Below are 23,026 nucleotides of genomic sequence, written 5' to 3' on the forward strand. Positions count from 1 at the left end.
AACATGCCATTACGCGAAGAGTGTCTGTGGGAAAAACTGACGCCGCAAAGACCCGACAATGCGGCGCTCAAGGGTGAGCTGACGGTCGATGTCTGCGTCATCGGTGCCGGTTTTACCGGGCTGTCGGCGGCGGTGCATTTGCGGGAACAGGGCAAGACGGTCTGTGTGCTGGAAGCCCATCGCGCCGGCCATGGCGGTTCGGGGCGCAACGTCGGCCTGGTCAACGCCGGCATGTGGATCCCGCCGGACGAGATCGAAGCCGGGTTTGGCAAGGCGGTTGGCAGCCAGCTCAATAGCATGCTGGGTGCGGCGCCGGCGCTGGTGTTCAGCCTGGTCGACAAATACAACATCGATTGCCAGCTGCGCCGCGAAGGCACGCTGCACATGGCGCACAACGCCCGTGGCGAAGCCGATCTGCGCAGTCGTGAAGAACAATGGAAGCGTCGCGGCGCGCCGGTGGAGCTGTTGACCGGCCAGGCCTGTGAACAAGCCACGGGCACCCAAAAAATTGCCGCCGCACTGCTCGATCGCCGGGCCGGCACCCTCAATCCGATGGGGTACGTCACCGGACTGGCCAAGGCCGCTGTAAGCCTGGGCGCTCAGGTGTTCGACCATTCCCCGGTGACCCGGCTCGAACGCCAGGGCCAGCGCTGGTCGGTGCAAACCGAGCAGGGTTCGGTGCTGGCCGAGCAGGTGGTAATCGCCTCCAACGCCTACACCGAAGGCGACTGGACCGAACTCAAGCGCAACTTCTTCCCCGGTTATTACTATCAAGTGGCCTCGGTGCCGCTGACCGAAGAAGCCGCGCAACAAATCCTGCCCGGCGGACAGGGTTCCTGGGACACCCGCCAGGTGCTCAGCAGCATTCGTCGCGACAAGGATGGCCGTCTGTTGCTCGGCAGCCTGGGCAACGGCAATCAGAAACCGGCCTGGTTCCTCAAGGCCTGGGCCGACCGCGTCCAGCAGCATTACTTCCCGTATCTGAAACCGGTGGAGTGGGAATGCACCTGGACGGGGCGCATAGCATTCACCCCCGATCACCTGATGCGCCTGTTCGAACCGGCCCCGGGCATAGTGGCAGTTACCGGGTACAACGGTCGTGGCGTGACCACCGGGACAGTGGTCGGCAAGGCGTTCGCCGACTATTTGTGTAACAAAAATCCTCAAGCGCTACCGATTCCCTTCGCACCGATGCAGCCCCTGACGGGAGCAGGGTTGCGCAGTTGTCTGTACGAGGCCGGTTTCTCGCTGTATCACGCGGGCCAGTGCTTGCGGATCGTCATCTGACGATCGAAATTCGTTGTTGAAAGCGGCGCTTTTCGGCGCAGCGACTAGCCTGTAGTGGTGCGTGTTGTAGCAGTTGCGCACCGGTAGTGTGCAGTTCGGTGACGCGCGTTGTTACAGGCTGGTTGCACGTCGTTTAGTGCCGCGGTTGCAATGATGGCGCACCAGGGTTGCGCCTCAAAAAATAAATGGTTTCACCTTCCGCGGTTTAGACGGTTGCACGCCCAATGAAAATGGGACCGAAACAGTCGAAAAAACAATAATGCAGCGACTTTTTGAAGAATAAAAAACCGATGGCACGGCCCTTGCTCTGAGCATTCAGTGAAGTCGCAGTGCCAATTAAAAAAAACCTTGGAGCACCACCTCATGTCCCAGACGTTTTACAAAAAAGGCTTTTTGGCCCTCGCAGTGGCTACTGCGTTGGGTGTTTCTGCGTTTGCTCAGGCTGACATCAAGATCGGCGTAGCGGGTCCAATGACGGGCGCCAACGCGGCATTTGGCGAGCAGTACATGAAGGGTGCACAGGCGGCGGCCGATGCGGTCAACGCGGCAGGCGGCGTCAACGGGGAAAAAATCGTACTGGTCAAGGGCGACGACGCCTGCGAACCTAAACAGGCTGTGACGGTCGCCAAAGACCTGACCAACCAGAAAGTCGCCGGCGTTGTCGGTCACTTCTGCTCTTCCAACACTATTCCCGCATCGGAAATCTACGACGAAGCCGGAATCATCGCCATCACTCCAGGTTCCACCAACCCACAGGTGACCGAACGCGGCCTGAGCGCCATGTTCCGCATGTGCGGACGTGACGACCAGCAAGGCATCGTGGCCGGCGACTACATCGTCGACGTGCTCAAGGGCAAGAAAGTCGTCGTGCTGCACGACAAGGACACCTACGGCCAGGGCCTGGCTGACGCCACCAAGGCACAGCTGGAAAAACGCGGCGTCAAGCCCGTGCTGTACGAAGGCCTGACCCGCGGCGAGAAAGACTTCAGCGCCATCGTCACCAAGATCCGTGCCGCTGGCGCCGACGTGGTCTACTTCGGTGGCCTGCACCCGGAAGCCGGTCCACTGGTCAAACAACTGCGTACCGAAGGCTTGAAAGATGTGAAGTTCATGTCTGACGACGGCATCGTGACCGACGAGCTGGTGACCACCGCTGGCGGCCCGCAATACGTCGATGGCGTGCTGATGACCTTCGGCGCCGACCCGCGTCTGCTGCCGGACAGCAAGGCCGTGGTGGACACGTTCCGCAAGACTGGTTACGAGCCTGAAGGCTACACCCTATACGCCTACGCTTCTGTCCAGGCTCTCGCTGCCGCCTTCAATGGTGCCAAATCCAACAAGGGCGAAGACGCTGCCAAGTGGCTGAAAGCCAACCCGGTCAAAACCGTGATGGGCGAGAAGACCTGGGACGCCAAAGGCGACCTGAAGGTCTCCGACTACGTGGTCTACCAATGGGACAAGGACGGTAAATACCACCAACTGGAAAAACAGAAGTGACATGACCTGCTGATTGCCCGGCGCCTTGCGCGCCGGGCAATCCTGAAACATGTCCGTGCAGTACCTGTCTTTTCTCGTAGAGCTGCACACTACCGTCTTGCGTCGGCGGCTGAACCCCGGTCCGTCACAAGCGGCTTCTGTGCAGTCTCTCAAATGCGTGAGATTGCGTTATGGATGGTATTTTCCTGCAGCAACTGGTCAACGGCCTGACCCTCGGGTCGGTCTATGGCCTGATCGCCATCGGCTACACAATGGTCTATGGCATCATTGGCATGATCAACTTCGCCCACGGCGAGGTTTACATGATTTCCGCTTACCTCGCGGCAATCAGTCTGGCACTGCTGGCTTACTTCGGTATTGAATCCTTCCCTCTTCTGATGCTCGGCACACTGGTGTTCACCATTGTCGTCACCGGGGTCTATGGCTGGGTCATCGAACGCATCGCCTACAAACCTCTGCGCAACTCCACCCGCCTGGCACCGCTGATCAGCGCCATCGGTATCTCGCTGATCCTGCAAAACTATGCACAGATCTCCCAGGGCGCTCGCCAGCAAGGTGTTCCGACACTGTTGACCGGCGCATGGCGCATCGACGTAGGCACCGGCTTCGTCCAGTTGACCTACACCAAGATCTTCATTCTGGTCGCGGCATTTGCCGGCATGGCGGCGCTGACCTACATCATCAAGTACACCAAGCTCGGCCGCATGTGCCGCGCGACCCAGCAAGACCGCAAGATGGCCTCGATCCTGGGGATCAACACCGACCGGGTGATTTCCTACGTGTTCATCATCGGTGCAGCGATGGCGGCCCTGGCCGGCGTGCTGATCACCATGAACTACGGCACGTTCGACTTCTACGCGGGCTTCGTCATCGGCATCAAGGCCTTCACTGCCGCGGTACTCGGCGGGATCGGCTCGCTGCCTGGCGCCATGCTCGGCGGGATCATCCTGGGGATCTCCGAGTCGCTGTTCTCGGGTCTGGTCAACTCGGACTACAAAGACGTCTTCAGCTTCTCGCTGCTGGTTCTCGTTCTGGTCTTTCGGCCTCAAGGCCTGCTCGGCCGTCCTCTCGTGTCGAAGGTGTAAGCGATGTCTTCAACCACTAAAAAAACCATTGATCTCAAAAAAAGTCTGGTTGATGCGATTCTCTCCGGCCTCATCGCCCTGATCGTGTTCGGGCCAATCGTCGGCGTCGTGCTCGACGGCTACGGCTTCAACTTGGAAACCTCACGGGTGGCCTGGATCGTCGCCATCGTCATGGCCGGTCGTTTCGTCCTGAGCACGTTCCTGCAGACCGCCAAGGGTGAAAAGATTCTCCAGAGTTTCGAAAGCCCGGGCTCGGGCGTGCACGTGCTGCCGCCGGATTACAAATCACGTCTGCGCTGGATCATCCCGCTGATGATCGTCGTGGCCATCGTGCTGCCGTTCTTCTCCAACTCCTACCTGTTGGGCGTGGTCATCCTCGGGTTGATCTACGTGCTGCTGGGCCTGGGGCTGAACATCGTGGTCGGCCTGGCCGGTCTGCTCGACCTGGGTTACGTGGCGTTCTACGCCATCGGTGCCTACGGCCTGGCGCTCGGTTATCAGTACCTGGGGCTGGGGTTCTGGACCGTGCTGCCACTGGCGGCGATCACCGCCGGCCTTGCCGGTTGCATCCTCGGTTTCCCGGTGCTGCGTCTGCACGGCGACTACCTGGCGATCGTGACCCTGGGCTTCGGTGAAATCATTCGTCTGGTGCTCAACAACTGGCTGTCGCTGACCGGCGGCCCGAACGGCATGCCGGCGCCACTGCCGACCTTCTTCGGCCTGGAGTTTGGCAAGCGCGCCAAGGACGGCGGGGTTCCGTTCCACGAGTTCTTCGGTATCGCCTACAACCCCGACGTGAAGTACTACTTCATCTACGCGGTGTTGTTCCTGGTCGTGCTGGCCGTGCTGTACATCAAGCACCGTCTGGTCAAGATGCCGGTCGGTCGTGCCTGGGAAGCGCTGCGCGAAGATGAAATCGCCTGCCGCTCCATGGGCCTGAACCACGTGCTGGTCAAACTCTCGGCGTTCACCATCGGTGCATCGACCGCGGGCCTGGCCGGTGTGTTCTTCGCCACCTACCAGGGGTTCGTCAACCCAACCTCGTTCACCTTCTTCGAATCGGCACTGATCCTGGCCATCGTGGTACTGGGCGGCATGGGTTCGACCATCGGCGTAGTGATCGCCGCATTCGTGCTGACCGTGGCTCCAGAGCTGCTGCGTGGCTTTGCCGAATACCGCGTCCTGCTGTTCGGGATGCTGATGGTGCTGATGATGATCTGGCGACCGCGCGGACTGATTCGGATCAGCCGCACCGGTGTGACGCCGCGAAAAGGAGTAGCGCCATGAGCGAAGTCGTACTCAACGTCGAAAAACTCATGATGCACTTCGGCGGCATCAAGGCGCTGAACGACGTCAGCCTGAAGGTCAAACGCAACTCGATCTTCGCCCTGATCGGCCCCAACGGCGCCGGCAAGACCACGGTGTTCAACTGCCTGACCGGTTTCTACAAGGCTTCCGGCGGCAAGATCGAACTCAACCTGCGTGGCCAGCAGACCAACGTCATCAAGCTGTTGGGCGAATCGTTCAAGCCGACCGACTTCGTCTCGCCGAAATCCTTCGGCAGTCGCCTCTGGTACAAGGCGTTCGGCGGCACCCATCTGGTCAACCGTGCGGGTCTGGCGCGGACTTTCCAGAACATTCGCCTGTTCAAGGAAATGTCGGTGCTGGAAAACCTGCTGGTGGCCCAGCACATGTGGGTCAACCGCAACATGCTGGCGGGCATCCTCAACACCAAGGGCTATCGCAAGGCCGAAAGCGATGCGCTGGACCACGCCTTCTACTGGTTGGAAGTGGTGGACCTGGTGGACTGCGCCAACCGTCTGGCCGGTGAACTGTCCTACGGTCAGCAGCGTCGCCTGGAAATCGCCCGGGCCATGTGTACCCGTCCGCAGATCATCTGCCTGGACGAACCGGCCGCCGGCCTCAACCCTCAGGAAACCGAAGCGCTGAGCGCGATGATCCGGCTGCTGCGCGACGAGCACGATCTGACCGTGGTGCTGATCGAACACGACATGGGCATGGTAATGAGCATTTCCGACCACATCGTGGTGCTGGACCACGGCGTCGTCATCGCCGAGGGCGGTCCCGACGACATCCGCAACGATCCGAAAGTGATTGCCGCTTACCTGGGCGCCGACGAAGAGGAGGTGGTATGAGCAAACCCATCCTCGAACTCAAGGAGCTGGATGTGTTCTACGGGCCGATCCAGGCCCTGAAGAAAGTCTCGCTGCACATCAACGAAGGGGAAACCGTCAGCCTGATCGGCTCCAACGGCGCCGGCAAGTCGACCCTGCTGATGTCGATCTTCGGCCAGCCACGGGCGGCGGACGGGGAGATCGTCTATCAGGGCGTGAACATTACCCACAAGTCGTCGCACTACATTGCTTCCAACGGCATCGCGCAGTCGCCGGAAGGGCGGCGGGTGTTCCCCGACATGACCGTCGAGGAAAACCTGCTGATGGGCACCATCCCGATCGGTGACAAGTACGCCAAGGAAGACATGCAGCGCATGTTCCAGCTGTTCCCGCGGCTCGAAGAGCGGCGCAACCAGCGTGCGATGACCATGTCCGGCGGCGAGCAGCAAATGCTCGCCATCGCCCGCGCCCTGATGAGCCGGCCGAAGCTGTTGCTGCTCGACGAGCCAAGCCTGGGCCTGGCGCCGATCGTGGTGAAACAGATCTTCGCCACCTTGCGGGAACTGGCGAAGACCGGCATGACGATCTTTCTGGTGGAGCAGAACGCCAACCACGCGCTCAGGCTGTCGGACCGGGCCTATGTAATGGTCAACGGCGAGATTCGCATGAGTGGTACCGGCAAGGAGCTGCTGGTGAACGAGGATGTGCGTAACGCCTATCTTGGCGGGCACTAAGCCTTAGCGCTGAACAAAAGAGCCCTGACGTTCACAGCGTCAGGGCTTTTTTGCTTTTGCAGGAGCTGCCGCAGGCTGCGATTTTTTGATGTTGCCTTTTAAAAACAAGGTCAAAAGATCGCAGCCTGCGGCAGCTCCTACAGGAGTGATGGCGTGAGGTAAAGCCAATTGTGGAAAACAAATTTTCGCAGCTACCGAAGTGCGACATAAAACCGCTGCAAACTGCTGTTTTGTCACGCTTTTGACTTGTCCCCGTTTGCTGTGGAGCGGGCTGTGAATAACATGGTGGCATTCGGCTGCGAGCCTTTAAAACCGGGGCTTGCAGCGATGTGGTTATTTATTGATCAGTCGATTTTGGCGGTCTTCAGGTCGGCTTTGTCAACCCTTTTCTTGAGGGCGAAAGTACCGCCAACGGGTGTGGGTAAGCCTGTGGATAAGTCTGTGATTAAACTCTGGAAAGACCGCGCTGAAGGCCGCAGTTACTGGCTCGCGGCCATCGCCGCCTTGACCGTCCAGTCATGACAGTCGCCAAGGGCTACACGGCAGGTTGATGAGGGTCAAGCAAAAAAGTTTTCAAACTCCGCGCAAAGCCTTGTGGATAGCGGCTTGCAGCTTTTCCACTTGCCCCCAGAGACTGTGGATTCGCTTGTGGATAACGTGCGCGCAATCGGCTGCAGGCCTCGGCGGGCTTGCCTATCAGAGTGTTGGTTGTTTTTTGTACAGACACGCCCCGTGTAGAAGCTGCCGAAGGCTGCGATCTTTTGATCTTGCTCTTTAAAGTCAAAAGATCGCAGCCTTCGGCAGCTCGTGCACGTGTACGTGGTTGCCCGTGAGTGCCCAGCCGGGCATGCTTCCACCTGATTGTCCATTCCAATGGCTGTTCCTCAGCCGAAGCAAGGAGAACACGATGTCCAACACCCTGTTTATCACCGGCGCAACTTCCGGTTTTGGTGAAGCCTGCGCCCGTCGTTTTGCCGAGGCTGGCTGGAAACTGGTGCTGACCGGCCGTCGTGAGGAACGCCTCAACGCGCTGTGCGCCGAGCTGTCGAAGCAGACCGAAGTGCATGGCCTGGTACTGGACGTGCGTGACCGCAAGGCCATGGAAGAGGCCGTTACCAACCTGCCGCCGAGCTTCGCCAAGCTGCGCGGGCTGATCAACAATGCCGGCCTGGCCCTGGGAGCGGACCCTGCGCCCAAGTGCAGCCTGGACGACTGGGACACCATGGTCGACACCAACATCAAGGGCCTGATGTACGCCACGCGCCTGCTGCTGCCGCGCCTGATCGCCCACGGTCGTGGCGCCGGTATCGTCAACGTCGGCTCGGTCGCCGGCAGCTATCCGTACCCGGGCAGCCACGTGTATGGCGGGACCAAGGCCTTCGTCCAGCAGTTCTCCCTGAGCCTGCGCTGCGATCTGCAAGGCACCGGCGTGCGGGTCAGCAACATCGACCCGGGCCTGTGCGAGAGCGAGTTTTCGCTGGTGCGTTTCGGCGGTGACCAGGAGCGTTACAACGCCACCTACGCCGGCGCCGAACCGATCCAGCCGCAGGACATCGCCGACACCATCTTCTGGATTCTCAATGCGCCGGCGCACATCAACATCAATACCCTGGAGTTGATGCCGGTGAGCCAGAGCTGGGCCGGGTTTGCGATTGATCGCAGTGGTGGCAAGGCTTAAGACCGCATAACGGCCATTCGCGGGCAAGCCTCGCTCCTACAGGTGTTCACACGAAATCTGTAGGAGCGAGGCTTGCCCGCGAATGCTTTCTGTCATTCAGCGAAGATAATCGGCCAACCCGCGATAACAGGTTGCCAGGTGATAAGGCGTGGTCGAAGGCATGTCGCGCCGGCTCACTTCCCCATGCTCATCACGGCACTCATACCAGCCCCCCGCATGCAGCGAACGCTGCTGCAATGCGCGCAGCTGACGCAATACCGCCGCCTCGCTGTCCGGACGCAAGGTCAAGGCCCGCAGGTACTCCGCCTGAGCCCAGATACGCTGGGTCGCATCCCGCGAACCACCTTGCGGACCGAGATCGAGCATGGCCCGCACCGCGCCGGTCTGTTTATCCACACCCTGTTGCTCGGTGAAGGCAAACGCCCGCTCCAAGGATGCGTGCAGCGCAGAACCTCGCAGCACATCGGACGACTCCAGCAGGAAATACCATTCGAACTGATGCCCCGGTTCGAACCAGTTATCCACAGCTCCCAGCGGCTTCTCCATCAATACGCTTTTCTGCGGATCGATAAAACGCTTCTGCATGCCTGTGCATAACTCGACGAGCGCCCGTTGCACCGCGCAGTCTTCGCGAACGGACAGGGTGGCGAGGAAGGCTTCGGCCAGGTGCATCAAGGGGTTTTGCAGCGGTCCGCTATCGAGGGACGACCAGTCGCGGTCGAGGCTGGCCTCGTAGAGGCCGTCGTCGGTGGCGAAACGCTGGGCGATCACTTCGAGGCTGGCGTTGAGCACCGATTCCACCAGCGGCTCGCGGACCTTGCCCCAGTAGTGAGCGCAGGCGAACAGGATGAAGGCGTGGGTGTAGAGATCTTTGCGGGTGTCCAGCGGCGCGCCCTGCGGGTCGATGCTGTAAAACCAGCCGCCATGCTCGGCATCGTGGAAATGCCGCTGCAACGAGCGGAACAGCGCCGCCGCGCGCTCTTCGGCGCCCGGCACCTGGCCGATCAGGCTGGCAAACAGATACAGCTGCCGCGCACAGGCCATGGCGCGATAACGCTGGGCTGGCAGTGGCTGATGCCCGGCATCCAGCGCCTCATGGGGCAACGCCATGTCGGCATTCCAGCCAGGACCCTGCCAGAGCGGCACGATCACATTCAGGAAGTGCTGTTGCACATCGCTGAACAGGGCGGTCAATTCAGGCTGGGAGGCGGAGCGGGAGGCTTGCGGCATTGGCTGGCGTCGTCACGGCAGGGTGGATTGCGCGACATGTTAGCAGAGAGACCGGCCAGATATCGGCGGTGTCTGTCATACCGTCTTCGCGAGCAAGCCCGCTCCCACATTGGATTTGTGTTCACAGGTCCAATGTGGGAGCTGGCTTGCCAGCGATGGCGGCCTGACAGCCGACCTGATTTCCTTGGATGTACCCGAACCAACTGTGGGAGCCTGCTCGCGATGCTTTTGGGTACATATCCATTTCTTCGGTAACGGCAACTTATGGTTCCGCTCCTACATTGGTTCGATGTGGATCACAGATTTTGTGTTCACCACAAAACCTGTGGGAGCGGGCTTGCTCGCGAAGAGGCCATCTCAGACGATGGAAAACTAACCCGCTAGCAACCACACCCCAGTCGCCGCCGAAGCCGCACCCGCCAATCTCACCAACGGCGCAGCGGCTTGCGGCAACACCCGCACCAGCAGATAACCCGCCCCATGCAACGCCGCCGTCGCCGCCACAAACCCGGCCGCATACGCCCACGGGCTCGACATGTCCGGCAATTCCAGGCCATGGGCCACACCGTGAAACAGCGCAAACAACGCTGTTGCGGCCACCGCCAGGCTCAACGGCGGACGCACCGCCAGCGCTACCGCCAGCCCCAGGGCCAGCACGGACGCCGCGATCCCGCCTTCCAGCGCCGGCAGGTTCAACCCTTCAAAGCCCAGCACCCCGCCCAGCAGCATGGTGCCGACGAAGGTGCACGGCAGCGCCCAGCGCGCCGCGCCTGTCTGCTGCGCCGCCCACAGGCCCACCGCCAGCATTGCCAGCAAATGGTCGAGCCCGCCGATCGGGTGGCTGATGCCGGCGATCAGGCCGTTGTCGCCATGACCCGGGTGGGCGAAGGCGAGGGCGGGGGTCAGCAGCAGGGCCAGGGCGCCGAGAATGCGTTTGAGTGTCATGGATAAGCTTCCTTGTTGATAAGTGGTGCTCAGGCGGCGGTCAGCAGGCCCTGGCGTTCGATGAAGGCGATGATCTCTTCCAGGCCCTGGCCGGTTTTCTGGTTGCTGAAGACGAACGGCTTGCCGTTGCGCATGCGCGTGGTGTCGCTGTCCATCAGGGTCAGGGAGGCGCCTACCAGCGGCGCCAGGTCGATCTTGTTGATCACCAGCAGATCGGATTTGCAGATCCCCGGGCCGCCCTTGCGCGGCAGCTTGTCACCGGCGGACACGTCGATCACATAGATGGTCAGGTCGGACAGTTCCGGGCTGAAGGTCGCCGACAGGTTGTCGCCCCCGGACTCCACCAGGATCAGGTCCAGCCCCGGAAAGCGCCGGTTCAGTTGGTCCACGGCTTCCAGGTTGATCGAGGCGTCTTCTCGGATCGCCGTGTGCGGGCAACCGCCGGTTTCCACGCCGATGATGCGTTCCGGCGCCAGGGCCTGGTTGCGCACCAGAAAGTCGGCGTCTTCACGGGTGTAGATATCGTTGGTCACCACGGCCAGGTTGTAGCGCTCGCGCAGGGCCAGGCACAGGGCCAGGGTCAGGGCGGTCTTGCCGGAGCCGACCGGGCCGCCGATGCCGACGCGCAGGGGTTGTGTGTTCATGGGGTTCTCCAGACAGGGGACTTATGAGCGAAACAGGCGGCTGTACTGGCGCTCGTGGGCCATGCACGCCAGGGACAGGCCGAAAACGGCGCTGCCCATGTGTTCGGGGTTGATAACGCTTGCGTTGAGCTGTGCCTGTTGCAGAAGCGGCAGCAATTCACTGGTCAGGCGCTGGGCGGCCTGCTGGCCCAGTGGCAGGGTTTTCATCAGCACTGCCAGCTGGTTTTCCAGCCAGCTCCACAGCCACGCGGCCAGCGCGTCCTGCGGGCTGATCCGCCAGGCACGGGCCGCCAGGGCCCAGCCCAGCGCCAGGTGCGGCTCCGGGCGTTGCGCGAGAAAGGCCCGGGCGGCGGCATCCAGTTCCGGCAAGCCATTGAGCAACTGTTGCAGGGAGTAGCCCATCTGCCGGCTCTCCAGATGCAGCTCACGGGTTTCCCGGCTGGCGCGGTGCTCTTCGCAGCGCTGCAGCAGTTCGCACCAGTTTTCTTCCTGCGCGGCCAGGCAATGGGCGAGCAGCAGCGGGGCTTCGAAGCGGGCGAGGTTGAGCAGCAATTGATCGCTGATCCAGCGTCGCGCGCTGTCGGTGTCGTGGACGCGACCGTTTTCCACCGCCATTTCCAGCCCCTGGGAATAGCTGTAGCCGCCAATCGGCAATTGCGGACTGGCCAGACGCAGCAGCGCCCAGGCCGGGTTCACAGGCGCACGCCGAACTGGTGCAGCTTGGGTGGATAGTTGAAATCTTCATCGCCGTGGCGCGAATGGTGGTGACCGCCGCCGTAGGCGCCGTGCTCCGGCTGGAACGGCGCTTCGATGGATTCGGCGCTGGCGCCCAGCTGTTCGAGCATGGCCTTGAGCACGTAATCGTCGAGCAGGCGCAGCCAGCCATCGCCCACCTGCAAGGCAACGTGGCGATTGCCCAGGTGATAGGCCGCGCGGGTCAGTTCAAAGGCGTTGGCGCAGGTGACGTGCAGCAGCTGTTCGGGGCGGGCACAGACGCGGACGATGCGCCCGTCTTCGGCTTGCAGGCACTCGCCGTCATACAGCGGCGACTGACCGCGCTCCAAAAACAACCCGACGTCTTCGCCCTCGGCACTGAAACAGCGCAAACGGCTTTTGCTCCGCGCTTCGAAGTTCAAGTGCAACTCGGCGGCCCAGACGGGTTGAGGGTCGATTCTGCGGTGGATCACCAGCATCGGAAAGCTTCCAGCAATGGACGTTGCAGAGGCTAGAGCAAGGGACGCGCCAATCGGCGGGAGGTGTAGGAAATGGCCGTCGGAAGCGTGGGAAGGGGCTCAAAGGGCTGTGGGAACTGATTGGAATTGGTGCAGGCTTTTCGTCTGGTGCACCATTTTGTAGCGACTGCGATGCCCCGTGCAGGAGCTGTCGAGTGAAACGAGGCTGCGATCTTTTGATTGTTCAAAAGCAAGATCAAAAGATCGCAGCCTTCGGCAGCTCCCACATGGGAATGTGGTTCTGCAGGTTTTACTCGGTGCTGCCGAGCCCTTGCCAGTGCTTCAACCCGATGAAGATAAACCGCAACTGCTGGGTAATCTTCGCTTGGGGTGTCAGGTGCTCCGGCAACGCCTCGGCCGGCGGGTCGATGATGTCCGGCAACGTGGCGAACACGCTTTTGACGATCAGATCCGCCATCACGCTCAGGCCGGCGTGGTCCAGGTGCTGCAGCTTGGGCATCAGCGACAGGTCGGCGGCAAGGTCGGAGCTGATGTTTTCCCGCAGGCGGCCAATGGCCAGACGCACGGGGAGTGAGCCGCCGTACTGCTCCCGGGCCAGGAACAGAAACTGCGAGCGGTTGGCGCTGACCACGTCGAGAAAGATGCGCACCGACGCATCGATGATTCCGCCCATGACAAACTCGTTGTGGCGCACCAGGCGAATGGTTTCGCGGAAGGTCTGGCCGACCTCGCAGACCAGCGCCAGGCCCAGTTCGTCCATGTCGGCGAAATGCCGGTAGAAACCGGTCGGGACGATCCCGGCGGTTTTCGCCACTTCACGCAGGCTCAGGCTGCCGAATCCGCGGCCACCTTCCATCAGGTGCCGGGCAGCGTCCATCAGGGCGACGCGAGTTTGTTGTTTCTGTTCAGCGCGGGGCAGCATCGCTAAGGCGTTTCTTAAGAAAGGAGAGCGGCGCACTCTAGCAAATAGGCTTTGCCGGCGTCGAACAACGATAGGGAAAGGCGGGGAGGTCAGGCATCGAACGGCCGGGGAGGCCGGAAAATCAAAAGCCCAATCCGGGGATTGGGCTTTTTTTCAAGGCGGCCATCAGGCTTAGCTCATCGAACTGTTGCGTTCAATCACACGGTCACCACCACCTTCGGCCAGGATTTGACCAGGGGTGCGATCGGAACCGTCAGCGGCCAGGGTTTGACCAGGGGTGCGATCGGAACCGTCAGCGGCCAGGGTTTGACCGGGGGTGCGATCGGAACCGTCGGCGGCCAGAGTTTGACCAGGGGTGCGGTCAGAGCCATCGGCGGCAACAGAACCTTTGGTCTGGTCGTAGCCGTCTTCAGCGATCAGGCCTTTTTCTTTCAGGCGATCGTTGCCACCTTCGGCCAGGGTCTGACCCGGAGTGCGATCGGAACCATCGGCGGCGACGGTCTGGCTGAATACCGAGTGGCTGTCTTTGACTTGCGGAGTAGCCTGTTCAGCGGCCGGCAGTGCGAAGGCAGAGCTGGCCAGCAGAGAGAGGGAAAGACTAAGCAGTAATTGGCGTTTCATGATCTGTGCTCCGTGACAGGGCGATAAAGTAGGGACGGTTAAATTGTTACCTCCGAGAAGTCGATATAAAAGTTCATAAACGCAATGTTAATAATCAACGGAATTGATTGTTCTCGGCGAAGGCTCTAAACCGGGCCTTTCAGGCCGACGATTTTGCACCGAGGTGGGTATTTTCGACTCACTTGTGCCGCACAAAAGTGCGGGGCCGGTAACGCTGCGGGTGCCAGGCATAGCAGAAATCGACCGTTCGATTGCGCCAAAAGCCGCTTTCGATTAAACCTGCGCGCCGTTTTTCAGTCGTAGATTTCATGGCGGGCCGTTCGGGCCCTGCGTTTCTCATGGGCGTCTTGGTCGGGGCGCCCAGCCGTATCAGGAGTTCTGTGCAATGACGCGCACTCGTAAAATTCTCGCCTGGACCTTCAGCACCCTGGTCGTCGTACTGGCGGTGCTGGTGCTGTTCATCGTGTTCTTCGATTGGAACCGGATCAAACCGCCCCTCAACGCCAAGGTTTCCGAGGAATTGCACCGACCGTTCGCGATCAACGGCAACCTCTCGGTAGTCTGGCGTCGCGAGCTGGAGGAGGGCGGTTGGCGGGCCTGGGTGCCGTGGCCGCATGTGGTGGCCGAGGATTTGAGTCTGGGCAACCCGGACTGGTCGAAAGCGCCGAACATGGCCACGCTCAAGCGTGTGGAACTGCGCATCTCGCCTCTGGCATTGCTGGCGCAGCGGGTGGTGATCCCGCGCATCGACCTGACCGAACCCAATGCCGAGCTGCAACGTCTGGCGGACGGGCGCGCCAACTGGGTATTCAAGTTCGACCCGAAAGACCCCAATGCCGAGCCGTCACCCTGGGTGCTGGACATCGGCGCGATCGGCTTCGACAAAGGCCATGTCACCCTTGACGATCAGAACCTGAAGACCCGGCTGGACGTGCTGATCGATCCATTGGGCAAACCCATTCCGTTCAGCGAGATCGTCGGCGACAAGGCCGCGAAAACCGCTCAGGAGAAGGGCGGCGCGCCTCAGGACTATGCGTTTGGTCTGAAGGTCAAAGGCCAGTATCACGGCCAGAAACTGGCGGGCCAAGGCAAGATCGGCGGCCTGTTGGCCTTGCAGGATGCAGCCCGGCCATTTCCGTTGCAGGCCCAGGTGAAGATCGCCGACACCAGCGTCGAACTGGCCGGCACCCTGACCGATCCGCTGAATCTAGGCGCTCTGGACCTGCGCCTGAAGCTGGCCGGTACCAGCCTGGGCAATCTCTACCCGCTGACCGGCGTGACCCTGCCGGACACCCCGCCCTATGCCACCGACGGCCACCTGATTGCCAAGCTGCATGAGCCGGGCGGCGCCGTGTTCCGCTATGAAGCGTTCAACGGCACCATCGGTTCCAGCGATATTCACGGCAACCTGAGCTATGTCGCCAGCCAGCCGCGGCCAAAACTCAGCGGTGCGCTGCTGTCCAATCAGCTGCTGTTCGCCGACCTCGCGCCGTTGATCGGTGCCGACTCCAACGCCAAGCAGAAGGCTCGCGGCGGCGAGAGCAAGCAACCGGCGGACAAGGTGTTGCCGGTGGAGGAATTCAAGACCGAACGCTGGCGCGATATGGACGCCGACGTCGAGTTCACCGGCAAACGCATCGTCCACAGCGAAAAACTGCCGTTCACCGATCTGTATACCCACCTGGTCCTCACCGATGGCGTGCTCAGCCTCGAACCGCTGCGTTTCGGCGTGGCAGGCGGCAAGCTGGATTCGCAGATTCGCCTCAATGGCCACACCGAACCGCTGGAGGGACACGCAAAACTCACCGCCCGGGGCTTCAAGCTCAAACAGCTGTTCCCCACCTTCGAGCCGATGAAGACCAGTTTCGGTGAGCTCAACGGCGATGCCGACATCAGCGGACGCGGCAACTCGGTGGCCAAGCTGCTGGGTACCGCCAACGGCAATCTGAAGATGCTGATCAACGATGGCGCCATCAGTCGCGAGTTGATGGAGCTGGCCGGTTTGAACGTCGGCAACTACGTCGTGGGCAAGATCTTTGGCGACAAGGAAGTGAAGATCAATTGTGCTGCCGCCGACTTCGACATCAAGACGGGCCTGGCGACCACGCGGCTGTTTGTCTTCGATACCGAGAACGCGATCATCTACGTCGACGGCACGGCCAACATGGCGACCGAGCAACTGGACTTGACCGTAACCCCGGAATCCAAGGGCTGGCGCCTGATTTCGTTGCGCTCGCCGCTGTACGTGCGGGGCAAGTTCATCAAGCCCGATGCGGGGGTCAAAGCCGTGCCGTTGATGTTGCGCGGGGCGGGGATGGTGGCGCTGGGCGTGATCGCCGCGCCGGCGGCCGGATTGCTGGCACTGGTGGCTCCGAGCGGGGGAGAGCCGAATCAGTGCGCGCCGTTGCTGGAGCAGATGAAGGCGGGGAAAGCGCCGAAGACCGTCAAGAACTGAAAGAGGTATGGAGGGGATCGCTCTCGAAGCCAAGTCCGGGAGCGATTAATTGGGTCAACTTACACCATCAGGTGTTGGGACGCGCAATACACTTGTGTGGATGTGATTGCCGATTTTTTTTATGACGAGGGCCCTGTGCTTTTCGTACTCGCGTGCGGCCAGTGAACTGACCGAGGTCCATATATTGGGCTTCCCGTTTTTGATGGAGCTGAGAAGCGGTTGATCCAGAATATCGATATTGATCCCTTTGTTTGTTTTGAACGCGATCTGGACTGTAATGATACTTGCGTCATTTCGAACAATGGTCAGTCGTGTCGATGTAGCAATCGTTTCTCCAATTTTGAAAGCGCCATTGGTTTCATCACTGAAGGCAATCATGTTGGCGTTCAATCTGTCGAGTATGGTTTGGATAACGAGTGGTTCGGAGGACGGCTCTTTCAGTTGCAAGAAAACTTTATATAGCGTCTGTTTTTCTTTTTCGGTCAGCGATGTCCCTATACTTAGATCCACCAGGTTCCAAAGGCTCTTTTTGAAAAATTCGATTTTCTTGAATCGTTCGCTATTCTGAACCCAGCCTAATCTTCCGACCAAAGCTTCGTATTCGGATATTGATTTTTCGGGGTCGCGGATGTTTTTTGAGTTTGATACGAGTTCTCCGATAAGGGTTGAGGTCAAAATGTCTTTTTCAAAACTTTCGTCATGTGTACCAATAAAGACAACAATGTTTCCGTTGACCAGGTATGTCTTGTGATTTGAAGTTTCCATGATGTTTGTGCTCGATTTCTGCAGTCAGATAAAATTAAATCGGCAGGTACCTGCCGATTTAATTGTTTTGATTTTTTTAAAAATCCGGAAGGTTGTCGATAAATTTATTGGCGGCGTCGGTATATTTGCTAATCAATTTGGCGCGTAGCCCGGAGAAAGTTCTGTTGTCCAGATAAACCCGCACTGCGCTGGTTTGTACGGTTGTGGACTTTGTGGTGGATTTCCAGAATAGTACCCCGCGAGTGCTCTCCCGCGCATTAAGGGAGATGCAGTTGAGGACCATGTTCGCCTGGCCGTAGTTATCGACCCAGGCAGGCGAAATGTCGAAATTGGTTTCAAGGCCAAGTTTGTAGTTACGGTTAAAGATAGAGATGGCTTGAGGTCTTTCTTTGACAGCGCCTACAGCATCTTTCGCAACTTTAGACAAGATCGAGGCAGCGTCAGCGGTAAGCAAATTGCGAGCAATCTCAAAGGCAACCTGATCCATCGTCAAGCCGACCCGTCTGATGGTGGATTCCTGGCTGCTCATATTCTGAAAAGCCCAGCCGATCTTTGAAAGTCCAGTTACGTACTCTTGAAACCATTCTTTTTTCTGTTTTTTGTCGTCGTATTTACTGTCGGCGGCGTGCTTCATTACTAGCTTGCAGAGATTCACATCATCAATTATTTGTTGTGAGGCTCCTGGGAGAAACGTGTTTATTGTGTCGGGCATTACACTGGCGGTTGCCTTGCTGGGGTCGTGAGGTGGTTGATTAAGCGGGGCGCTGGTAAATGCTCGTGGCATGTTTATTTTTGGCAGTGCTGGCAGGGAGTCAATAAATTCAAGCCGTTGTTCAAAGTTCATGGTGTATTCCTTTACGTGTTTGCATGCAGTCGGGTGACTGGTAGGAGTTAGAGTAAGTTTGTGCTGATAAAAATCAAAGCGATGTTTGTAACTTGAGTTATCGATAAGTTGTTAGCGGTGGGGTGTTATTTAAGTAATATGACGAGGTCGGAATGTTGAGGTGGTTAACGCAACTTGCCCCGATATTGATGTCTCTTCCTGCAACCACGCAAAAAACGCCCGAACCGGTGGATGCCGCTCCCGTCCCGGTACACACAGCGCGCTGTATCCGGCGCCATCCACCTGCACGTCGCCGCGATAGGGCACCAGCAGGCCGCTGGCGACGTTGTCCGACACCAGAATATTGCTCGCCAGCACCAGACCCTGCCCGGCAATCGCCGCTTGCAGGGCGTAATGCTCCTCGTCGTATTCGCGCATGGCGGGCCGGGCGCTCAGCCACGTCTCGCCGGATTGCGCGCACCAGGCCTCCCAGCCGTGGGCATAGAGTTTGGAGTTGTGCCAACGCACGCTGATCAGCGTAGGCACGCGCGTGGCGGCCAGGCTCACTTGTTCCGGTGAGCCATAAACACCGAAGGTTTCATCGAACAGGCATTGCCCATACAGGTTCGGGTAGTCATCCAGGCTGTAGCGCACCACCAGGTCGACGCTGGCGTCCTGATGCAAGTCGATGACTTCGCAATGAGTGTCCAGGCGCAGACTGATGTTCGGATGGCGGGCATAGAAACGGCCCAGGCGCGGCACGAGCCATAGGGCGGCGAAGGCCGCGGTGGTGGAAATCGTCAGGCTGGTACCGCTGCGTTGCGGGCGCAGGGTGTCGACGCTTTGCGCCACCTCCAGAAAAGCACCGTGCAGGCTGTGGAACAGTCGCTCGCCGCCTTCGGTCAGGCGCACCTGGCGTGGCAGGCGCTCGAACAACTGCACGCCGAGCCAGGTTTCCAGCGAACGGATCTGATGGGACACCGCCGTGGGGGTCACGGACAGCTCTTCGGCGGCAGCCTTGAAGCTCAACAGGCGCGAGGCCGATTCGAAGGCGCGCAGGGCGGTCAGCGGCAGTGAGGCAAACATGAACACTCCATGGATGAAATGGATTCATCCTGACTGATTTCTGATCAGTTGTTGGGACGCGGCTGCGAGCCTCAAGCTGCAAACCACAAGTGGTTCCAGTCTAGTCCTTGAGGAGATACAGATGAGTAAGATTCTTGCGATTCATGCCAGTCCACGGGGTGAGCGGTCGCATTCGCGGCGGTTGGCGGAAGCGTTCTTGTCGGCGTTCCAGGCGCGCAATCCGAAGGTGTCGCTGACCCGCCGTGAAGTCGGGCGGGCGTTGATTGCGCCGGTCAACGAGGCGTTCGTGGCCGCGGCGTTTTATCCACAGCCCGAGGCGCGGCCGCTCTCGATGCAGGCAGATCTGGCGTTCAGCGACGAACTGGTCGGCGAGTTGTTGGGCCACGACCTGCTGGTGATCTCCACGCCCATGCACAACTTCAGCGTGCCCAGCGGCTTGAAGGCCTGGATCGATCAGATCGTGCGCATCGGCCTGACGTTCAATCACACCCTGGACAACGGCGTGGCCCAGTACGAGCCGCTGGTGCACGGCAAAAAGGCGCTGATCGTCACCAGTCGCGGCGGCTTCGGTTTCGGTCCGGGCGGTGAACTGGAAGCCATGAACCATGCCGATCCATTGCTGCGCACGGCGCTGGGTTTCATCGGCATCACCGATGTCACGGTGGTCGCCGCCGAGGGCGAAGAGTCCGAGGCGCGCACGTTCGCGGTGTCCGCCGCCGAGGCTGAACAACGGCTGGTCGCGCTGGCCAGGGAGTTCTAGATGGCCTGGCTGTTTCTTCTGATTGCCGCCGGCTTCGAAGTCACCTTCGCCATGGGCATGAAGTACGCCGAGGGTTTCACCCGCCTGTGGCCGTCGCTGATCACGGTGGTGGCGGCCGTGGGCGGGGTGTACTTCCTGACCCTGGCCATGCGCGAGTTGCCGGTGAGCATCGCCTACCCGATCTGGACCGCCATCGGTTCGCTGGGCACGGTGTTTCTCGGCTTCGCGCTGCTGGGGGAAAGCCTGAGCGCGGTCAAATTGCTGTCGGTGGGATTGATCGTGGCGGGCGTCGTGGGTTTGAAGTGAGGCGGATGGCCTAGACTGGTCGTCGAGTTGTCATCTTCGCTGGTGATGCTTGGCGCAGGTCCTGCATCGCGCCTTGCTCCAGCCTTCGATCACAAGGAAGTCCGCCCATGTCGCACGGTTCGGCCACGCGTTACCCGCTGGTGCTGGTCCCGGGAATGCTCGGGTTTGTCCGGGTGCTGCTCTATCCGTACTGGTACGGGATCATCCCGGCGCTGCGCCGGGACGGTGCGCGGGTGTTCGCGGTGCAGGTCTCGCCTGTGCATTCCAGCGAGGTGCGCGGCGAGCAATTGCTGGCGCGGATCGAGGAAATCCTGCGTGAGACCGGGGCCGAAAAGGTCAACCTGATCGGTCACAGCCAGGGCGCGCTGACGGCGCGTTATGCGGCGGCCAAGCGACCGGACCGAGTGGCGTCGGTGACCTCGGTGGCGGGACCGAATCACGGTTCGGAGCTCGCCGATTACCTGCACACCCACTATCCCCATGACAGTGTGCGAGGTCGGCTGCTGAGCGTTCTGATCCGGATGATTGCGGCGCTGATGAGCCTGCTGGAAACCGGTTATCGCGGTCCGAAGCTGCCGGTGGATATTCACGCTTCCCACCATTCGCTCACCACCGAAGGGGTGGCGCTGTTCAATCAACGTTATCCACAGGGGCTGCCGCAGACTTGGGGCGGGCATGGGCCGCCGCAAGTCAATGGCGTGCGCTATTACTCCTGGTCGGGCACCTTGCAACCGGGCAAGACCAACCGCGGACGCAACCTGCTCGATGGCACCAGCCGCAGTTGCCGGTTGTTCGCCAGGACCTTCGTGCGCGAAGCGGGGCATTGCGACGGGATGGTCGGGCGCTACAGCTCGCATTTGGGGACGGTGATTGGCGATGAATACCCGCTGGACCATTTCGACATCGTCAATCAGTCGCTGGGGTTGGTGGGGAAGGGGGCGGAGCCGATTCGGTTGTTTGTCGAGCATGGGGCCCGGCTCAAGGCGGCCGGTTTGTAAGATCAAAAGATCGCAGCCTTCGGCCGCTCCTGCATTGATCGGTGCAGGAGCGGCCGAAGGCTGCGATCTTTTCTGCTTCAGGCAACGCTAATCTTGCGACCCAACACGGTGGTCCACCGCTCCGAAACAATCACCCCACCCAAGGTCAGGACCCCGCCCACCAGGTGATACATCGCCAACTGCTCGCGCAGCACCAGCGCCGCAATCAGCGCCGTCATCACCGGCAGGAGGTTGAAAAACAGCGTGGTCCGGCTCGGCCCCAGGCGCACCACCGCCTGCATCCACGCCAGCGGTGCGAGCATCGAGGCCAACAGGCAGGCATACAGCACCAGCGGAATGTTTTGCGCCGTCAGGCCGGTTTTCGGTGAGAGGACAAACAGCGGAAACAACACCAGTACCGCCACCAGTATCTGCAGATACAGCAGCACCAGCTTGGGCAACTTCAGATGCCATTTTTTCAACAGGGTGCTGTAGACCGCGTAGGCCAGTGTGGCGATCAGCATCATCGCGTCGCCCAGGTTCACCCCGTGCTCCAGCAACAGCGCGAGGCTGCCGGACGAGACCACCACCAACACCCCGATCAACGACAGCACCGCACCGACCAGCGCGCCGGCGGTCAGGCGCTGGCCGAGGCTGATGATCGCCATGGCCAGCGACATCAACGGCATCAGCGACAGGATGATCCCCATGTTGGTGGCCGAAGTCAGGCCGGCGGCGAAGTACGCCAGACTCTGATAGACCGCCATGCCCAGCACGCCAAGGATGAACACCTTGCCAAGGTTGGGGCGAATCACCGCCCAATGGGCAGTCACCGGTTTAAGCATGAAGGGCGTGAACAGCAGTCCGGCGAGCAGCCAGCGGTAGAAACCGATCTGCGCGGGGAAGATCGAGCCGGCCGACATTTTGGTGACGACGGTGTTGCCGGCCCAGATAAGGATGGCCAGCAGGGGATATGCGTATTGCATCGGGAAAAACCAGAACGTTAATGAGGGGCAATTATCCCTTGTCCGGTTACAGGCCTATACTTCGATCCAGACAACCCGCCCCTGATTTCGGACAGCATGACCAGCCAACACGTCGACCTTCTGAGCTTCAGCGAATTGCCCGCCCCGGTGTACTTCCGCTACGCCGATTTTGACGCGCACCGCTTTGCCTCGCCCCATCGCCACCCCTGGGGGACCCTGGAATATGTGGCCCATGGCGTGCTGCACATGGAAATCGGTGGCAGCCGTTACTTGTCGCCGCCGCAATACGCGGTGTGGGTGCCGCCCGAGACCGAGCACAGTTTCTACATCAACGAACCGGTGAACTACCGCGCGGTCTGTCTGGCGCCGTCGCTCTGCCGCGATCTGCCGCCCCAGGCCTGTACGCTGGCCATCAACGACATTCTCAAGGCCATCCTCAAGGATTTCGCCGCCCGGGATGTAAAAGTGCCCGAGCGGGACGCGGACCGGCGTCTGGCCCAGGTGCTGGTGGACCAGTTGCAACAGGCGCCCATGCACGAGTGCTATCTGCCCTACGCCAGCAGTCCTGGCCTGCTGGGGATTCTCGAAGCCCTGCAGAACGAGCCCGGGGATAACCGGCCGTTGGCGGATTGGGCGGCGCGGATTTATGTGAGCGAACGCACTCTGGCGCGGCAGTTTGTCCGCGAGCTGGGCATGAGCTTCGGTGAGTGGCGCCAGCGCCTGCGCTTTCTCGCCGCCATCGAGGCGCTGGACAGCCCGCGCAGCATTCAGGAAATCGCCTTCGACATGGGCTACAGCACCGGTTCGGCCTTTATCGCGATGTTCCAGCGTCAGGCCGGGTGCACGCCGGAGCAGTATCGACGCAGCCATCTGGACAGCAGGAAGGTGTAACAGGCT

Annotated in this window: 25 protein-coding genes; 13 read left to right on the forward strand and 12 right to left on the reverse strand. The window is 60.4% G+C overall.

The window, feature by feature from the left end; all coding sequences use genetic code 11:
- Nucleotides 1–3: 3 nt before the first annotated feature.
- The 6 genes from HNO86_RS02615 (at nt 4) to HNO86_RS02640 (ending at nt 6,738) form a co-directional block, all read left to right on the forward strand.
- Nucleotides 4–1,287 (forward strand): FAD-binding oxidoreductase, encoded by a 1,284-nt coding sequence (locus HNO86_RS02615; protein ID WP_175375472.1) that lies wholly within the window; start codon nt 4–6, stop codon nt 1,285–1,287.
- A 363-nt stretch (nt 1,288–1,650) separates the two neighbouring features.
- Complete coding sequence (locus HNO86_RS02620; protein ID WP_175375473.1) at nt 1,651–2,784, forward strand: ABC transporter substrate-binding protein; 1,134 nt, start codon at nt 1,651–1,653, stop codon at nt 2,782–2,784.
- A gap of 170 nt (nt 2,785–2,954) precedes the next feature.
- Nucleotides 2,955–3,869, forward strand: coding sequence for a branched-chain amino acid ABC transporter permease LivH (locus tag HNO86_RS02625; RefSeq protein WP_110966091.1), 915 nt, complete (start codon nt 2,955–2,957; stop codon nt 3,867–3,869).
- A 3-nt stretch (nt 3,870–3,872) separates the two neighbouring features.
- Nucleotides 3,873–5,156 carry a high-affinity branched-chain amino acid ABC transporter permease LivM gene (livM, locus tag HNO86_RS02630; RefSeq protein ID WP_175375474.1) on the forward strand — a complete coding sequence of 428 codons (1,284 nt, stop codon included), beginning with the start codon at nt 3,873–3,875 and terminating at the stop codon, nt 5,154–5,156.
- The gene (locus HNO86_RS02635) at nt 5,153–6,025 is read left to right on the forward strand and encodes an ABC transporter ATP-binding protein (protein WP_175375475.1); all 873 of its coding nucleotides are present in this window, start codon (nt 5,153–5,155) and stop codon (nt 6,023–6,025) included. Before livM ends, HNO86_RS02635 begins: the two co-directional genes overlap by 4 nt.
- On the forward strand, nt 6,022–6,738 hold the full coding sequence (locus HNO86_RS02640) for an ABC transporter ATP-binding protein (RefSeq protein ID WP_175375476.1): 717 nt from the start codon (nt 6,022–6,024) through the stop codon (nt 6,736–6,738). Before HNO86_RS02635 ends, HNO86_RS02640 begins: the two co-directional genes overlap by 4 nt.
- Nucleotides 6,739–6,777: 39 nt before the next feature.
- Here the strand turns inward: HNO86_RS02640 and HNO86_RS02645 are convergent, their stop codons facing one another.
- A complete protein-coding gene (locus tag HNO86_RS02645; protein ID WP_175375477.1) occupies nt 6,778–6,975 on the reverse strand; it encodes a hypothetical protein in 198 nt (65 codons plus the stop codon).
- Between the two features lie 45 nt (nt 6,976–7,020).
- Between HNO86_RS02645 and HNO86_RS02650 the strand changes: the two genes are divergently transcribed.
- Nucleotides 7,021–7,260: a hypothetical protein gene (locus tag HNO86_RS02650; RefSeq protein WP_175375559.1), complete on the forward strand. Its 240-nt coding sequence runs from the start codon at nt 7,021–7,023 to the stop codon at nt 7,258–7,260.
- Between the two features lie 385 nt (nt 7,261–7,645).
- Nucleotides 7,646–8,416 (forward strand): SDR family oxidoreductase, encoded by a 771-nt coding sequence (locus tag HNO86_RS02655; RefSeq protein ID WP_175375478.1) that lies wholly within the window; start codon nt 7,646–7,648, stop codon nt 8,414–8,416.
- 96 nt (nt 8,417–8,512) lie between these two features.
- On the opposite strand, the gene HNO86_RS02660 is transcribed toward HNO86_RS02655, so the two are convergent.
- The 7 genes from HNO86_RS02660 to HNO86_RS02690 all read right to left on the reverse strand — a co-directional run bounded on the left by HNO86_RS02660 (nt 8,513) and on the right by HNO86_RS02690 (nt 13,971).
- Nucleotides 8,513–9,646 (reverse strand): AGE family epimerase/isomerase, encoded by a 1,134-nt coding sequence (locus HNO86_RS02660; protein WP_175375479.1) that lies wholly within the window; start codon nt 9,644–9,646, stop codon nt 8,513–8,515.
- A gap of 372 nt (nt 9,647–10,018) precedes the next feature.
- Nucleotides 10,019–10,591 carry a HupE/UreJ family protein gene (locus tag HNO86_RS02665; protein ID WP_175375480.1) on the reverse strand — a complete coding sequence of 191 codons (573 nt, stop codon included), beginning with the start codon at nt 10,589–10,591 and terminating at the stop codon, nt 10,019–10,021.
- 29 nt (nt 10,592–10,620) lie between these two features.
- Nucleotides 10,621–11,235, reverse strand: a complete 615-nt coding sequence (gene ureG, locus HNO86_RS02670; RefSeq protein ID WP_137807103.1) for an urease accessory protein UreG — start codon at nt 11,233–11,235, stop codon at nt 10,621–10,623.
- Between the two features lie 21 nt (nt 11,236–11,256).
- Nucleotides 11,257–11,931: an urease accessory protein UreF gene (locus tag HNO86_RS02675; protein ID WP_175375481.1), complete on the reverse strand. Its 675-nt coding sequence runs from the start codon at nt 11,929–11,931 to the stop codon at nt 11,257–11,259.
- The gene (ureE, locus tag HNO86_RS02680; RefSeq protein WP_175375482.1) at nt 11,928–12,428 is read right to left on the reverse strand and encodes an urease accessory protein UreE; all 501 of its coding nucleotides are present in this window, start codon (nt 12,426–12,428) and stop codon (nt 11,928–11,930) included. The genes HNO86_RS02675 and ureE overlap by 4 nt, the downstream gene beginning before the upstream one ends.
- Nucleotides 12,429–12,717: 289 nt before the next feature.
- Nucleotides 12,718–13,350: a TetR family transcriptional regulator gene (locus HNO86_RS02685; RefSeq protein ID WP_175375483.1), complete on the reverse strand. Its 633-nt coding sequence runs from the start codon at nt 13,348–13,350 to the stop codon at nt 12,718–12,720.
- 171 nt (nt 13,351–13,521) lie between these two features.
- A complete protein-coding gene (locus HNO86_RS02690; protein WP_175375484.1) occupies nt 13,522–13,971 on the reverse strand; it encodes a hypothetical protein in 450 nt (149 codons plus the stop codon).
- A 385-nt stretch (nt 13,972–14,356) separates the two neighbouring features.
- On the opposite strand from HNO86_RS02690, the gene HNO86_RS02695 reads away from it, so the two are divergent.
- Nucleotides 14,357–16,426, forward strand: coding sequence for an AsmA family protein (locus HNO86_RS02695; protein WP_175375485.1), 2,070 nt, complete (start codon nt 14,357–14,359; stop codon nt 16,424–16,426).
- A 54-nt stretch (nt 16,427–16,480) separates the two neighbouring features.
- Here the strand turns inward: HNO86_RS02695 and HNO86_RS02700 are convergent, their stop codons facing one another.
- The 3 genes from HNO86_RS02700 to HNO86_RS02710 all read right to left on the reverse strand — a co-directional run bounded on the left by HNO86_RS02700 (nt 16,481) and on the right by HNO86_RS02710 (nt 19,100).
- Complete coding sequence (locus tag HNO86_RS02700) at nt 16,481–17,191, reverse strand: hypothetical protein (protein WP_175375486.1); 711 nt, start codon at nt 17,189–17,191, stop codon at nt 16,481–16,483.
- A gap of 76 nt (nt 17,192–17,267) precedes the next feature.
- Nucleotides 17,268–18,035 carry a hypothetical protein gene (locus HNO86_RS02705; RefSeq protein ID WP_175375487.1) on the reverse strand — a complete coding sequence of 256 codons (768 nt, stop codon included), beginning with the start codon at nt 18,033–18,035 and terminating at the stop codon, nt 17,268–17,270.
- A gap of 129 nt (nt 18,036–18,164) precedes the next feature.
- The gene (locus HNO86_RS02710; RefSeq protein WP_175375488.1) at nt 18,165–19,100 is read right to left on the reverse strand and encodes a LysR substrate-binding domain-containing protein; all 936 of its coding nucleotides are present in this window, start codon (nt 19,098–19,100) and stop codon (nt 18,165–18,167) included.
- 121 nt (nt 19,101–19,221) lie between these two features.
- On the opposite strand from HNO86_RS02710, the gene HNO86_RS02715 reads away from it, so the two are divergent.
- The 3 genes from HNO86_RS02715 to HNO86_RS02725 all read left to right on the forward strand — a co-directional run bounded on the left by HNO86_RS02715 (nt 19,222) and on the right by HNO86_RS02725 (nt 21,164).
- On the forward strand, nt 19,222–19,860 hold the full coding sequence (locus HNO86_RS02715) for an FMN-dependent NADH-azoreductase (protein WP_175375489.1): 639 nt from the start codon (nt 19,222–19,224) through the stop codon (nt 19,858–19,860).
- On the forward strand, nt 19,861–20,166 hold the full coding sequence (locus tag HNO86_RS02720) for a multidrug efflux SMR transporter (RefSeq protein WP_095192092.1): 306 nt from the start codon (nt 19,861–19,863) through the stop codon (nt 20,164–20,166). It begins immediately after the preceding gene.
- Between the two features lie 107 nt (nt 20,167–20,273).
- Nucleotides 20,274–21,164, forward strand: coding sequence for a triacylglycerol lipase (locus tag HNO86_RS02725; protein WP_175375490.1), 891 nt, complete (start codon nt 20,274–20,276; stop codon nt 21,162–21,164).
- A 77-nt stretch (nt 21,165–21,241) separates the two neighbouring features.
- Here HNO86_RS02725 and HNO86_RS02730 read toward each other — a convergent pair whose 3' ends face one another.
- A complete protein-coding gene (locus HNO86_RS02730) occupies nt 21,242–22,129 on the reverse strand; it encodes a DMT family transporter (protein ID WP_175375491.1) in 888 nt (295 codons plus the stop codon).
- Between the two features lie 96 nt (nt 22,130–22,225).
- On the opposite strand from HNO86_RS02730, the gene HNO86_RS02735 reads away from it, so the two are divergent.
- Nucleotides 22,226–23,020: a helix-turn-helix transcriptional regulator gene (locus tag HNO86_RS02735; RefSeq protein ID WP_175375492.1), complete on the forward strand. Its 795-nt coding sequence runs from the start codon at nt 22,226–22,228 to the stop codon at nt 23,018–23,020.
- Nucleotides 23,021–23,026: the final 6 nt, after the last annotated feature.

Origin of the sequence: Pseudomonas sp. C1C7 (assembly GCF_013359595.1) — a bacterium.
In the GTDB taxonomy this organism is placed as follows: domain Bacteria; phylum Pseudomonadota; class Gammaproteobacteria; order Pseudomonadales; family Pseudomonadaceae; genus Aquipseudomonas.

Bases quoted from the DNA above. Each gene is read 5' to 3' on its own strand.
- HNO86_RS02660 (WP_175375479.1), bottom strand. From the start codon at position 9,646: ATGCCGCAAGCCTCCCGCTCCGCCTCCCAGCCTGAATTGACCGCCCTG.
- HNO86_RS02725 (WP_175375490.1), top strand. From the start codon at position 20,274: ATGTCGCACGGTTCGGCCACGCGTTACCCGCTGGTGCTGGTCCCGGGA.
- HNO86_RS02720 (WP_095192092.1), top strand. From the start codon at position 19,861: ATGGCCTGGCTGTTTCTTCTGATTGCCGCCGGCTTCGAAGTCACCTTC.
- HNO86_RS02620 (WP_175375473.1), top strand. From the start codon at position 1,651: ATGTCCCAGACGTTTTACAAAAAAGGCTTTTTGGCCCTCGCAGTGGCT.
- HNO86_RS02690 (WP_175375484.1), bottom strand. From the start codon at position 13,971: ATGAAACGCCAATTACTGCTTAGTCTTTCCCTCTCTCTGCTGGCCAGC.
- HNO86_RS02655 (WP_175375478.1), top strand. From the start codon at position 7,646: ATGTCCAACACCCTGTTTATCACCGGCGCAACTTCCGGTTTTGGTGAA.
- HNO86_RS02665 (WP_175375480.1), bottom strand. From the start codon at position 10,591: ATGACACTCAAACGCATTCTCGGCGCCCTGGCCCTGCTGCTGACCCCC.
- HNO86_RS02730 (WP_175375491.1), bottom strand. From the start codon at position 22,129: ATGCAATACGCATATCCCCTGCTGGCCATCCTTATCTGGGCCGGCAAC.
- HNO86_RS02635 (WP_175375475.1), top strand. From the start codon at position 5,153: ATGAGCGAAGTCGTACTCAACGTCGAAAAACTCATGATGCACTTCGGC.
- HNO86_RS02685 (WP_175375483.1), bottom strand. From the start codon at position 13,350: ATGCTGCCCCGCGCTGAACAGAAACAACAAACTCGCGTCGCCCTGATG.
- ureE (WP_175375482.1), bottom strand. From the start codon at position 12,428: ATGCTGGTGATCCACCGCAGAATCGACCCTCAACCCGTCTGGGCCGCC.
- HNO86_RS02735 (WP_175375492.1), top strand. From the start codon at position 22,226: ATGACCAGCCAACACGTCGACCTTCTGAGCTTCAGCGAATTGCCCGCC.
- livM (WP_175375474.1), top strand. From the start codon at position 3,873: ATGTCTTCAACCACTAAAAAAACCATTGATCTCAAAAAAAGTCTGGTT.
- HNO86_RS02715 (WP_175375489.1), top strand. From the start codon at position 19,222: ATGAGTAAGATTCTTGCGATTCATGCCAGTCCACGGGGTGAGCGGTCG.
- HNO86_RS02705 (WP_175375487.1), bottom strand. From the start codon at position 18,035: ATGAACTTTGAACAACGGCTTGAATTTATTGACTCCCTGCCAGCACTG.
- HNO86_RS02700 (WP_175375486.1), bottom strand. From the start codon at position 17,191: ATGGAAACTTCAAATCACAAGACATACCTGGTCAACGGAAACATTGTT.
- ureG (WP_137807103.1), bottom strand. From the start codon at position 11,235: ATGAACACACAACCCCTGCGCGTCGGCATCGGCGGCCCGGTCGGCTCC.
- HNO86_RS02650 (WP_175375559.1), top strand. From the start codon at position 7,021: ATGGTGGCATTCGGCTGCGAGCCTTTAAAACCGGGGCTTGCAGCGATG.
- HNO86_RS02640 (WP_175375476.1), top strand. From the start codon at position 6,022: ATGAGCAAACCCATCCTCGAACTCAAGGAGCTGGATGTGTTCTACGGG.
- HNO86_RS02695 (WP_175375485.1), top strand. From the start codon at position 14,357: ATGACGCGCACTCGTAAAATTCTCGCCTGGACCTTCAGCACCCTGGTC.
- HNO86_RS02625 (WP_110966091.1), top strand. From the start codon at position 2,955: ATGGATGGTATTTTCCTGCAGCAACTGGTCAACGGCCTGACCCTCGGG.
- HNO86_RS02615 (WP_175375472.1), top strand. From the start codon at position 4: ATGCCATTACGCGAAGAGTGTCTGTGGGAAAAACTGACGCCGCAAAGA.
- HNO86_RS02710 (WP_175375488.1), bottom strand. From the start codon at position 19,100: ATGTTTGCCTCACTGCCGCTGACCGCCCTGCGCGCCTTCGAATCGGCC.